The organism is Streptomyces sp. NPDC087300 (assembly GCF_044744425.1).
GTDB lineage: Bacteria > Actinomycetota > Actinomycetes > Streptomycetales > Streptomycetaceae > Streptomyces.
The window spans coordinates 750751-762318 of sequence record NZ_JBIUYI010000004.1 but is presented as its reverse complement, the minus strand read 5'-3'; the positions used below and the strand labels follow the sequence as shown (position 1 = coordinate 762318).

The 11568-nt window shown below is 69.9% G+C and carries 10 protein-coding genes and 1 pseudogene; 8 read left to right on the top strand and 3 right to left on the bottom strand.

Going from position 1 to position 11568, the window contains the following annotated elements; all coding sequences use genetic code 11:
- Nucleotides 1-95 precede the first annotated feature (95 nt).
- Nucleotides 96-611, top strand: coding sequence for a pyridoxamine 5'-phosphate oxidase family protein (locus ACIO9J_RS19190; protein WP_402000395.1), 516 nt, complete (start codon nucleotides 96-98; stop codon nucleotides 609-611).
- A gap of 32 nt (nucleotides 612-643) precedes the next feature.
- Nucleotides 644-1078, top strand: coding sequence for a VOC family protein (locus ACIO9J_RS19185; protein ID WP_402000392.1), 435 nt, complete (start codon nucleotides 644-646; stop codon nucleotides 1076-1078).
- 149 nt (nucleotides 1079-1227) lie between these two features.
- Here the strand turns inward: ACIO9J_RS19185 and ACIO9J_RS19180 are convergent, their stop codons facing one another.
- The gene (locus tag ACIO9J_RS19180; protein WP_402000389.1) at nucleotides 1228-2589 is read right to left on the bottom strand and encodes a glutamine synthetase family protein; all 1362 of its coding nucleotides are present in this window, start codon (nucleotides 2587-2589) and stop codon (nucleotides 1228-1230) included.
- 304 nt (nucleotides 2590-2893) lie between these two features.
- Here ACIO9J_RS19180 and ACIO9J_RS19175 point away from each other — a divergent pair, with 304 nt between their 5' ends.
- Nucleotides 2894-4153 (top strand): globin domain-containing protein, encoded by a 1260-nt coding sequence (locus tag ACIO9J_RS19175; RefSeq protein WP_402000386.1) that lies wholly within the window; start codon nucleotides 2894-2896, stop codon nucleotides 4151-4153.
- Between the two features lie 32 nt (nucleotides 4154-4185).
- Here ACIO9J_RS19175 and ACIO9J_RS19170 read toward each other — a convergent pair whose 3' ends face one another.
- Nucleotides 4186-4626 (bottom strand): RrF2 family transcriptional regulator, encoded by a 441-nt coding sequence (locus tag ACIO9J_RS19170; RefSeq protein ID WP_402000383.1) that lies wholly within the window; start codon nucleotides 4624-4626, stop codon nucleotides 4186-4188.
- Between the two features lie 128 nt (nucleotides 4627-4754).
- Between ACIO9J_RS19170 and ACIO9J_RS19165 the strand changes: the two genes are divergently transcribed.
- Nucleotides 4755-5414, top strand: a complete 660-nt coding sequence (locus tag ACIO9J_RS19165) for a DUF3105 domain-containing protein (protein WP_402000380.1) — start codon at nucleotides 4755-4757, stop codon at nucleotides 5412-5414.
- Nucleotides 5411-6046 (top strand): DUF305 domain-containing protein, encoded by a 636-nt coding sequence (locus ACIO9J_RS19160; RefSeq protein WP_402000377.1) that lies wholly within the window; start codon nucleotides 5411-5413, stop codon nucleotides 6044-6046. Before ACIO9J_RS19165 ends, ACIO9J_RS19160 begins: the two co-directional genes overlap by 4 nt.
- A gap of 711 nt (nucleotides 6047-6757) precedes the next feature.
- Here the strand turns inward: ACIO9J_RS19160 and ACIO9J_RS19155 are convergent.
- Nucleotides 6758-7729 carry a hydroxyacid dehydrogenase gene (locus ACIO9J_RS19155; RefSeq protein WP_402001118.1) on the bottom strand — a complete coding sequence of 324 codons (972 nt, stop codon included), beginning with the start codon at nucleotides 7727-7729 and terminating at the stop codon, nucleotides 6758-6760.
- Between the two features lie 348 nt (nucleotides 7730-8077).
- Here ACIO9J_RS19155 and ACIO9J_RS19150 point away from each other — a divergent pair, with 348 nt between their 5' ends.
- From ACIO9J_RS19150 to ACIO9J_RS19140, 3 genes and pseudogenes are all read left to right on the top strand, one after another.
- Complete coding sequence (locus ACIO9J_RS19150; RefSeq protein ID WP_402001115.1) at nucleotides 8078-8932, top strand: ABC transporter permease; 855 nt, start codon at nucleotides 8078-8080, stop codon at nucleotides 8930-8932.
- 29 nt (nucleotides 8933-8961) lie between these two features.
- Nucleotides 8962-9825: pseudogene (locus tag ACIO9J_RS19145) on the top strand (carbohydrate ABC transporter permease).
- 67 nt (nucleotides 9826-9892) lie between these two features.
- Nucleotides 9893-11530, top strand: coding sequence for an extracellular solute-binding protein (locus ACIO9J_RS19140; protein ID WP_402000374.1), 1638 nt, complete (start codon nucleotides 9893-9895; stop codon nucleotides 11528-11530).
- Nucleotides 11531-11568: the final 38 nt, after the last annotated feature.

The following is an 11568-nucleotide window of genomic DNA, read 5'->3' as shown; positions in this document are numbered from 1 at the left end:
TCCTGGCCCGAGCCTACGGCCTCGCCGATGAGTTCCGCCCGCGCGCGCGGTCCGTCCTCGGAAGGGACCATGAAGACGACCCCAGGAGGACACCGATGCCGAGCGAGGAACCCCGCGCCGAACTGGACACCAGGTACAGCGATCCGACGGCGGCCGCCACGCCGTGGGCCGAGGCCGAGGCGCGCCTCGCGGCGGCCGAACTGTTCTGGATCTCGACCGTGCGGCCGGAGGGCCGCCCGCACGTCACGCCGCTGCCCGCGGTCTGGCTGGACGGCGCGCTGCACTTCGCCACAGGACCCGAGGAGCGCAAGGCCCGCAATCTCGCCGCCAACCCCGAGACGGTCCTGACCACCGGCGTGAACGTCTGGGACAAGGGCTACGACCTGGTCGTGGAGGGCGCGGCGGTGCGCGTCACCGAGGACGCGGAGCTGCGCCGTCTCGCCGCCGCGTGGGAGGAGAAGTACGGCAGCTTCTGGCACTACGAGGTCAGGGACGGCTGCTTCCACCACGGCGCGGGGCACGCCCACGTCTTCGCGGTGCGGCCGCGCACCGTGTTCGGCTTCGGCAAGGGCGAGCCGTTCAGTCAGACGCGGTGGCGGTTCGCACGCTGACGGCGGGCCGACTCCCTGATGTACTGCGGCACATGGAGTACACACTCGAAGTGATTCCGCTGCCCGTGAGTGACATCGACGCGTCCAAGGCGTTCTACCGCGACAAGCTCGGCTTCCACGTCGACATCGACGCGGAGATCATGCCGGGCATGCGCATCGTCCAGCTGACCCCGCCCGGCTCGGGCTGCTCCATCGCCCTGGCCGACACGCTCTGGGACACGATGGAAGGGCCGACACCGGCCGCGGGCTCGTACCAGGGCCTCCAGCTCTGCGTCGCCGACGCGAAGGCCGCGCACGTGGAGCTGGCCTCGCGGGGGCTCGACATCAGTGAGCCCGTGGCACATGCCCCGCAGGACGGGGGCACGTTCATGTACTTCAAGGATCCCGACGGCAACGGGTGGGCGATCCAGGAGTACCGGGTCCGTGCGACGACGCCTTTGCGGGAGGCGATCATCAGCGCCCCGTAAGGGGCGCGGGGAACTGCGCGAGCAACCACAGAAGAGCCGCAGTCGCGTCTGCTCGGTGATCCGGCAGACGCGACTGCGGCTTCTTCTGGGCTGAGCGCGCCCACGCGGCGGAGCTGCAAATGTGACGGCCCCGCGCCCCTTACGGGGCTCTACAGAACCGGAAGGTTCTTGCGGAGTTCGAAGGCCGTGACCTCGGAGCGGTACTCCTCCCACTCCTGCTTCTTGTTCCGCAGGAAGAAGTCGTACACGTGCTCGCCGAGCGTCTCGGCGACGAGTTCGCTGCGCTCCATCAGCGCGATCGCCTCGCCGAGGTTCTGCGGGAGCGGCTCGATGCCCATCGCGCGGCGCTCGGCGTCGGAGAGGGCCCACACGTCGTCGTCGGCGCCCGGCGGCAGCTCGTAGCCCTCCTCGATGCCCTTGAGGCCGGCCGCGAGCAGCACCGCGTACGTCAGGTAGGGGTTCGCGCCCGAGTCGATCGAGCGGACCTCGACCCGCGCCGAGCCCGTCTTGCCGGGCTTGTACATGGGCACGCGGATCAGCGCCGAGCGGTTGTTGTGACCCCAGCAGATGTACGAGGGGGCCTCGCCGCCCGCACCGGCCGTGCGCTCGGAGCCGCCCCAGATGCGCTTGTAGGAGTTCACCCACTGGTTGGTGACGGCGGAGATCTCCGCGGCGTGCTTGAGCAGGCCCGCGATGAAGGAGCGGCCGACCTTGGAGAGCTGGTACTCGGCGCCCGACTCGTAGAACGCGTTGCGGTCGCCCTCGAAGAGGGAGAGGTGGGTGTGCATGCCCGAACCGGGGTGTTCGGAGAACGGCTTGGGCATGAAGGTCGCGTTGACCCCCTGCTCCAGCGCGACCTGCTTCATGACCAGGCGGAACGTCATGATGTTGTCGGCGGTGGAGAGCGCGTCGGCGTAGCGCAGGTCGATCTCCTGCTGGCCGGGCGCGCCCTCGTGGTGGCTGAACTCGACCGAGATGCCCATGGATTCGAGCATCGTGATGGCCTGGCGGCGGAAGTCCATGCCGACGTTCTGCGGGGTGTGGTCGAAGTAGCCGGAGTTGTCCGCGGGGGTGGGCCGCGAGCCGTCCAGCGGCTTGTCCTTGAGCAGGAAGAACTCGATCTCGGGGTGGGTGTAGAAGGTGAAGCCGAGGTCGGAGGTCTTGGCGAGGGCACGCTTGAGCACGTAGCGCGGGTCCGCGAAGGACGGGGAGCCGTCCGGCATCAGGATGTCGCAGAACATCCGGGCGGTGCCGGGGGCCTCGGCGCGCCAGGGCAGCACCTGGAAGGTCGAGGGGTCCGGCTTGGCGATCATGTCGGACTCGTACACCCGGGCGAAACCCTCGATGGCCGAGCCGTCGAAGCCGATGCCCTCGTCGAACGCCTGCTCCAGCTCGGCCGGGGCCACGGCCACCGACTTCAGGAAGCCGAGGACGTCCGTGAACCACAGGCGTACGAACCGGATGTCGCGCTCCTCAAGGGTCCTGAGCACGAATTCCTGCTGCTTGTCCATCTTCCGATTCCACCCATCCTTGCTGGTCAGGCCGCCCGCGCCCGCGCAACGGACACTTCGGGGCACATGAGCATCCCACCACACCGTTTCGAGCGCGTTGCAGATCGCGTACCCGCCCGTGCCGTGCCGCCCTGTGCCCATAGTGCCTGCTGAACCGCGCCTCTGTAACAGCGGGCCGCCCCCGCTCCTGCGACCCTCCGGGACCATGCCTCTATAATTTGCATCTCAGATGCAACTTTCATACGGTCAGAAACCGACAAGAGGGTGGTTATCCGCCCCTCTCGCCCGGCCCCGAGGAGTCCCGTTGCTGTCAGAACCGTCCGCCACGACCGTCCGCGCCACGCTCCCCGTCGTGGGCGGGGCCATCGGCGACATCACCGAGCGCTTCTACGACCGGCTCTTCACCGCCCACCCCGAGCTCCTGCGCGACCTCTTCAACCGCGGCAACCAGGCCGCGGGCACCCAGCGCCAGGCCCTCGCCGGGTCCATCGCCGCCTTCGCCACGTACCTGGTGGAGCACCCCGACGAGCGGCCCGACGTGATGCTGCGGCGCATCGCGCACAAGCACGCCTCCCTCGGCGTCGCCCCCGACCAGTACCCGGTGGTGCACCGGCACCTCTTCGCGGCCATCGCCGAGGTGCTCGGCGACGCGGTCACCCCCGAGGTCGCCGCCGCCTGGGACGAGGTCTACTGGCTGATGGCCAACGCCCTCATCGCCATCGAGGCCCGCCTCTACGCCGAGCAGGGCGTCACCGCGGCCGACACCTGGCGCGACTGGGAGGTCGTGGGGCGCGTCGAGGAGACGGCGGACGTCGCCACGTTCCAGCTACGGCCCGCCGCCGCGGAGAGCGGAGTCGCGGGAAGCGGGGGCGTGGGAAGCGCGGCGGCAGGAGCCCCCGCGGTGCCGGACTTCCGGCCGGGGCAGTACGTCTCCGTGCAGGTCCAACTGCCCGACGGCGCACGGCAGATACGGCAGTACAGCCTCTCCGCCGCGCCCGGCTCACCGCTGCGGCAGATCAGCGTCAAGCGGGTGCGGGGCGGCGGGCCTTCACCGGACGGCGAGGTCTCGGGGCACCTCCACGCGCACGTACGGGAAGGTGCGGTGCTGCGGCTCTCCGCCCCCTACGGGGATCTCGTCCTCGACGAGAGCGACGCCGACACGCCCCTCCTGCTGGCCTCCGCGGGCATCGGCGTCACCCCGATGATCGCCATGCTGGAGCAGCTGGCCGCCGCCGGGCACCGGGCGCCCGTCACCGTCGTGCACGCCGACCGCTCCCCCGCCGAGCACGCGCTGCGGGCCGACCACGCGGCGTACGCGGGCAAACTCCCGGACGCCGCGGCGCACTTCTTCTACGAGCGGCCCGAGCAGGGGCACCCCGCCGCGCTCACCGGGCGCGTCGACCTCGCCGTCCTGCCGCCCCTCGAACCCGGCACGCGCGCGTACCTGTGCGGGCCGCTGCCCTTCATGCGGGAGGTGCGGGCCCAGCTCATCGGGCGCGGCGTGGCTCCGGCCGACGTCCACTACGAGGTGTTCGGGCCTGATCTCTGGCTGGGGCAGGGCTGAGGAGGGCGTAGCCGCTGGGGTGGGGCGCGGTTTCAGGATTCGGTTCTGGTCGTGATGTCCAGAAGCAGGGGGCCCGTCGGGGTGCCGACGATGTCCTCGACCGTGAGCGGGTCCAGCGAGGCGTAGAACGCCTCCTGGGCCTGGCGCAGGGCCCCGCGCAGCCGGCACGCGGAGTTCAGCGGGCAGGGCGTGGAGCCCTCGCAGTCCACCACGTCGCCCTCGCCCTCGAAGGCCCGCACCAGCGCGCCCACCGACGCCGTACGGCCCGCCTCCGTCAGCGTGAGCCCGCCGCCCCTGCCCCGGCGGGCCGCCAGCAGGCCCAGCTTCTGGAGCTCGGCGACGACCTTCGCCGCGTGCGTGTACGCCACCGCCATGTCGGCGGCCACCTCGCGCGTGGTGGGGGCCTTGTCGCCCGCGACGGCCAGGCGCATCAGGGCGCGCAGGGCCAGGTCGGTGGATCGCATGAGGCGCATTCCGCGAGCGTAGGTAATACGCATCCGGGGTTCAAATTTCGGAGAGCCTACGGCCGCGGCACCCATCGCCACTACGATCAGCTGACTTGTTCTACGTCCCGTTCGCTTCTGCCGCCGAAGGACACACCATGGGTGCCGCCAAGAACACGAGAAACGCGTCCCGCAAGGCCCGGATAGAGGAGATGCGGCGGGCGGACCGCGCGCGCGAGCGCCGGGGGCGGGTCCTCACGGTGACCGTCAGCGCGGTCGTCGTCGCGGCGCTCGGCGTGGGCGGCTTCGTCCTGTTCTCCAAGGCGTCCGACGACGACGGTTCCTCGACGGACTCGAAGGCGTGGCCCGCGGCGAAGGTGTCCGAGGACGGCGAGAAGGTCTGGGGCAAGCTCGGGCGTACGCATGTGGCGAAGAAGGTCGACTACCCGATGACGCCTCCGGTCGGCGGTGACCACAACCAGGTCTGGATGAACTGCAACGGCGACGTCTACGAGAAGGAACTCCCCGAGGTGAACGCCGTGCACTCGCTGGAGCACGGAGCCGTCTGGGTCACCTACAACGACAAGGCGAAGCCGGCCGACCTGAAGAAGCTGGCGGCCAAGGTCAAGGCCACGCCGTACTCGCTGATGAGCCCCGTCAAGGACCAGAAGGACCCCGTCATGCTGACCGCGTGGGCGCACCAGCGGACGGTGACCGGGGCGGACGACCCCAAGGTCAAGGAGTTCTTCTCCAAGTACGTCCAGGGCAAGCAGACGCCCGAGCCGGGTGCGGCCTGCACCAACGGCATGGCGCAGTGAGGCGGGGCACGACCACGCGCACGAACTGGATCGTCGGGGCGGTCGCCGGGGCGGTCCTCGTCGCGGGCGGCATCACCGCCGCGGTCGCCGCCACGGACGGCTCCGACTCCGGTGCGGCGCCCGCGAGTTCGTCGGCCGACGCGGGCTTCGCGCGGGACATGGCCGTCCACCACCAGCAGGCCGTGGAGATGTCGTACATCGTGCGCGACCGCACCGACGACGATGAGGTGCGGCGGCTCGCGTACGACATCGCGCAGACCCAGGCGAACCAGCGCGGGATGCTGCTGGGGTGGCTGGACCTGTGGGAGCTGCCGAAGGTGCCCGAGGGGGCGCCGATGGAGTGGATGGGGATGGGGGACGCGCCGCCCGGGGAGGACGGGGCGCTGATGCCGGGCATGGCGACGAACACGGAGCTGGCGCGGCTGGGTGAGCTGAAGGGGAAGAAGGCGGAGGTGCTGTATCTGCAGTTGATGACGCGGCATCACCGGGGTGGGGTGCATATGGCTGAGGGGTGTGTGGAGCGGTGCGGGGTTGAGGTGGAGCGGAGGTTGGCGCGGGGGATGGTGGAGTCTCAGGAGTCGGAGATTTCGCTGATGGGGACGATGTTGAGGGCGCGGGGCGCCAAGGCGTGACGTTGCACTGGGCTGGGGCGGGGTGGGGTTCGCCTCGGCCCAGGCCGGGCCGGGGGTGCCTCGGGTTCGGTTGCGGGGCGGGGGTGCCTCGGGTTCGGTTGCGGGGCGGGGGCGCCTCGGGGCCGAGGGGGCGTGGGTCTCGCCTCGGGTGCGGTTGTGGGGCGGGGCCGCGGCGGTATGTCCGTCCTCGCTATCCCGGTGAACCGTCATCGTCATGCACCTCGGCTCGTGGCCACCAGTGCTCCGGGCAGACATACCGCCGCGTCCCCTCGCGTATCGCTCGCGACTGCGGGCCGGTGGGGTCGCACCTCGCCCCTCGGGCACGCTCGCAGCTGCGGCCCGGTGAGGGCCCCCTCGCCCCTCAGGCACGCTCGCAACTGCGGCCCGGTGAGGGTCCTCCCCCGCCCCTCAAGCACGCTCGCGACGGCCGGCCGGCCGGCCGCTGGAAGGTGCCCCCCCCACCCACCCTCCGCCCCCTGCGAACCAGGGGACCCGCCGCTGTGGGCAATCGTGCCGCTGGGCGGCACGGGTGGGCACAGCCCACGGTGCTGAGGGGCGGGGACGGGGGCAGCAGGCACGGTGCGGGGGGGGCAGAGCCACGGTGCTGAGGGGCGGGGCGGGGGCGAAGGTCACGGTGCGGGGGAGCAGAGGCGCGGTGGAGGAGGGGCGGGGCGGGGGGCGCCAGGCACGGGGCCGTTGAGGCTTCAGGGCCTACGCCAGGCGGGGGAGGTCCGCGCGGTGCAGGCGGCCCTGGAGTGGCTCGTCGCGGGTCACGCGTTCCACCTCCGCGACCGCGTACTCGCCGAGGCGCCGGACCTCGCTCCCCTGGGCCCCGGCCACATGAGGAGTCACCAGCACGTTCCGCAGGTGGAGCAGCGCGTGCCCGGCAGGCAGCGGCTCGGGATCCGTCACGTCGAGGAACGCGTCCAGGCGCCCCAACGCACACTCCCGCGCCAACGCCTCCGTATCGACCAGAGAGCCACGCGCCGTGTTGATGACCACCCCTCCGTCGGGGATGAGGCGGAGCATCGCGGCGCTCAAGAGGCCGCGGGTTTCCGGGAGTTGCGGGGCGTGGATCGTCACGATGCTGCTGCGGCGGCAGAGTTCGGGGAGGTCCGTGAGCTCCGCCCCCAGTGACTCCGCTTCCGCGGGCGTCACATAGGGGTCCGTGAGGAGGATCCGGTAGCCCGCGTCCGACGCCCGCAGCGCCGCGATCACCCGGCGCCCGATCCGCGACGCGCCGATCACCCCGATCGTCCGCGCGTCCGCCCCGGCGCGGTCGGTGAACGACGGCCAGCCCGCCGCGTAGTCCGCCGCCGCCGGCAGCACCCCCTTCGCCCCGAACGTGATCGCCGCCAGCGTGAACGCCACCACCGGATCCGCGTTGGCGTCCGCCGCGGAGGAGACCACGATGCCGCGGTCCCACACCGCGTCCGTCACCATCGGCTTGACCGAGCCCGCGGCGTGCACGACCGCGCGGAGGCGGGGCGCGTGGGCCAGTACCTCCGCGGTGAGCGGCGGGCACTCCCAGCCGGTGACCAGGATCTCCGTCCGGGCGAGCACCGCGCGGGCCGCGGGAGTGGTGAGCCCGTCGGCGAGGACGTCCGGGCTCAACTCGACGCTGCGGGCGAGCCGTTCGCGCAGATCGGGTGCGAACACGCGCTCCGCGACCTCGACGCCCATGGCCAGGGCCGCGACCGGTCCCCGTTTCGCCTCTGCCTGTTCTGCCACGCGTGACCGTCCCTCGTAGTAACCGGTTACTCACCAGCGCACTGGAGGCTAGGACCAATCCGGGAGGGTGGTCAAGAGACAGGCGGGTGAAGGGGGTTGACCAAGGACAGTAACCGCTTTAGATTCCGGGCACCTTATTCCGACGACGGAGGGGTTGCCGTGCCGACGGTGACGAAGGACCGGGCGGAAACCGAGGCGGTGAAGCCGCCGAGGCGAAATCATACTGGCTCAAATGGTGGGAAAAACGGGCGTGGTGAGCTGTGGAAGCGGTTTCAGAGCACGCGCTTCCTGGTGCTGCTCATGCTGCCGGGGCTCGCGTACTTCCTGGTCTTCCACTACGGCGCGTTCATCGCCAACGCCGTGGCCTTCAAGGAGTACGTGCCCTTCGACGGCCTGTGGGCCAGCCCTTGGGTGGGCACGGAGAACTTCTCGCGGATGTTCGGCGATCCGGACTTCTGGCACGCGACGTGGAACACCCTCTTCATCGCCGTACTGCAGCTGGTCTTCTTCTTCCCCGCGCCGCTCGCCCTGGCCCTGCTGCTGCACAGCCTGACCTCGGACCTGCTGCGCCGCTTCACGCAGTCCGTGATCTATCTGCCGCACTTCCTGTCGTGGGTCGTCGTGGTCGCGCTCTTCCAGCAAGTACTCAGTGACACGGGGCTTTTGAACACCTTCCTGAGCGACTCGGGGCTGCACACCGTCGACATCATCGGCAACCCGGACGCGTACAAACCGCTCGTGGTCATCGAGGTGATCTGGAAGGACGCCGGGTGGGGGACGATCATCTTCCTCGCCGCGCTGATGCAGGTCGACGAGCAGCAGTACGAGGCCGCGGCCATCGACGGGGCGGGACCCTGGCGCCGCTTCTGGCACGTCACGCTGCCCAGCATCCGGCCCATCATCATCCTGCTGCTGATCATGCGGCTCGGCGACATCCTCTCGGTCGGCTTCGAACAGATGCTGCTCCAGCGGCAGTCGGTGGGACCCGAGGTCGGCGAGGTCCTCGACACCTTCGTCTTCTGGCAGGGCATCGTCGGCGGCGACACCGGATACGCGGCGGCCGCCGGTCTCTTCAAGGGCGTCGTCGGCGCGGCGCTCGTCTTCACCGCCAACCGGGTCGCCCACCGGCTCGGCGAGCAGGGGGTCTACAAGTGAGTGCCAGTCAAGCAACGCGTCCGGCCTGGATGGAGAAGCCCCGGTTCGCGACCAAGGTCGCGAAGGGCGTCGCCGTCGTCGTCGTACTCGGCCTCGTGCTCATCCCGTTCCTGGTGATCATCTCGACGTCGCTCGCCTCCAACCGGGAGGTCGTGGACAACGGCGGCTGGGTGCTCTGGCCGAGCGATCCGACGCTGCGCGCCTACCGGAACATCCTGGAGGGCGGCATCGTCACCAAGGCGCTCGGGGTGAGCGTCGGACTCACGGTCCTCGGCACGCTCTTCTCGCTCGCGTGCACCACGTTCCTGGCCTACGCGCTGGCCCGCCCCGGCGTCTTCGGCGGCAAGCCCGTACTGCTGCTCATCCTCTTCACCTTCCTCTTCCCGCCCGGCATGATCCCCGCGTTCCTGCTGGTCAAGGGCATGGGGATGATGGATACGTATGCGGCGCTTGTCGCGCCCGTCCTCATCAACGTCTTCAATCTGATCGTGCTGCGCGGCTTCTTCCAGGGGATACCCGAGGAGCTGTACGAGGCGGCGCGGCTCGACGGCGCCGGGGACTGGCAGATCCTGTGGCGGATCGTGCTCCCGCTCTCCAAGGCGGCCCTCGCGGTGGTCTCCCTGTTCTACGCGGTGAGCTACTGAAACGCCTGGTTCCATGCCTCCATCTACATGGAGTCCGACCACTGGCCGCTCTCCCAGGTGCTGCGCACCTACGTCATCGGCGGCTCGCAGATCGCCGACACCGGGCTGAGCGAGGCCGGCATGGTCTCCGCCCCGCAGACGACGCAGATGGCCGTCCTGGTGATCGCCACCGTGCCGATCCTGCTCGTCTACCCCTTCCTCCAGAAGTACTTCACCAAGGGCGTGCTCACCGGCGCCATCAAGAGCTGAGCCGTCCTCCAGCTCGCAGTCCTCAACTCGTCGTCCAGAAGGGCTCATTCACGTGTCCGGTTCCTCGATGTCGCGGCGCACCCTGCTCCGCTCCATAGCCGTCGGCGGCGCCGCGCTCGCCGCCCCGTCCTTCCTCACCGCCTGCTCCACCGACTCCAGCGGCGGCGGCAACGTCTCCAACGCGGGCAAGAAGGTGGTGCCCTGGCCGAAGTACACCCCCGCCAAGGGCCCCACCCCCGATCTGGCGCCGACCGCCGAGGGCGTGCAGCCCGGGTACACGAAGTACCCGGAGAAGCTGGTGCGGGCGATGGCCGAGAAGCCCGGCGACGGCAAGCAGAAGATCAAGGTCATGACCATCACCTACGGCACTCCGCCGAAGCCGGTGGGCGACAACAAGTACTGGCAGGCCGTCAACGAAGCGCTGGGCGTCGAGGTCGAGTTCACCGTCGTACCGGACGCGGACTTCCGCGCCAAGATGTCCACGCTGATGTCCGGCGACGACCTGCCCGACATGATCAACTTCGGTGGCGGGTACGTGCTGCCGCGCGAGTCGCAGTTCGTGAAGTCCCGGTGCGCCGATCTGAGCGACCACCTCTCGGGCGACGCCGTCAACGAATACCCCAACCTGGCCAACATCCCCACGTACGCCTGGGAGGGCATGGGGCACATCGCCGGGCGCATCTACGGCCTGCCGATCGAGCGCGCCAAGGTGCAGGGCGCGATGTTCATCAACCGCGAGGCCTTCGACAAGGCCGGCTACAAGCCCGGCATGTCAGGACCCGACTTCCAGGCGATGGCCCAAGAGGCGTCACAGGGGCGGAAGTTCGCGCTCGGCGCGTCCACCGTCGGCTTCTTCGGCTACCTCTACCACGCGATGTGGCACGGCGCGCCCAACCAGTGGCAGATTAAGGGCGGCAAGGTCACCGACATGTACGGGACCGACGAGTTCAGGGCCGCGCTCGAATTCATGGCCAAGATGCGCAAGGACGGCTCGTACAACCCGGACGCCACCTCGATCTCCCAGGTGGACCTGAAGACCCAGTTCTACAACGGCACCGTCCGCTCGATGACCGACGGCTGGGGCGCCGTCATCTCCAACGCCCAGGGCATCAAGAAGGAGTTCACCCTGGACGTCGCCGAGCCCTACGCGGTCGACGGCGTCACGCCCGTCTACCAGCAGAACCGCGGCTGCTTCGGCTACACCGTCATCAAGAAGGCCTCCAAGGAGCGCGTCAAGCTGATGCTGCGGGTGCTCAACTGGCTTGCCTCGCCCTTCGGTTCGAAGGAGTACGAGCTGATGCACTACGGCGTGGAGGGCACCCACTTCACGTACGACAAGGACGGCGACCCGGTCGCCACCGAGGTGGGCCTCGTCGACTCCAAGACCAACCTCCCCTTCCCGTACCTGATGGACGCGCCGCAGCCGCTGTACTTCCCCGGCTTCCCCGACCTCACCGAGCGGCTGCACGCCTGGGAGAAGAAGGTCGTGCCGCTCCTGGTGCCCGACGACCACTGGGGCCTGATGTCGGACACGTACAACCGGCAGGGCGCCTCGATGCAGCAGATCATCGAGGACGGCGTCACGGCGATCGTCTCGGGGCGCAAGAAGCTCTCCGACTGGGACGCCGTCCACCAGAAGTGGCAGTCGCAGGGCGGCAAGCGCTCCGCGGAGGAGTTCCTCAAGGAGTACGAGGCCGCGCGCTGACAGGGCGGCGGAGCGCGGGATGATGGGTCCGGGGCGGG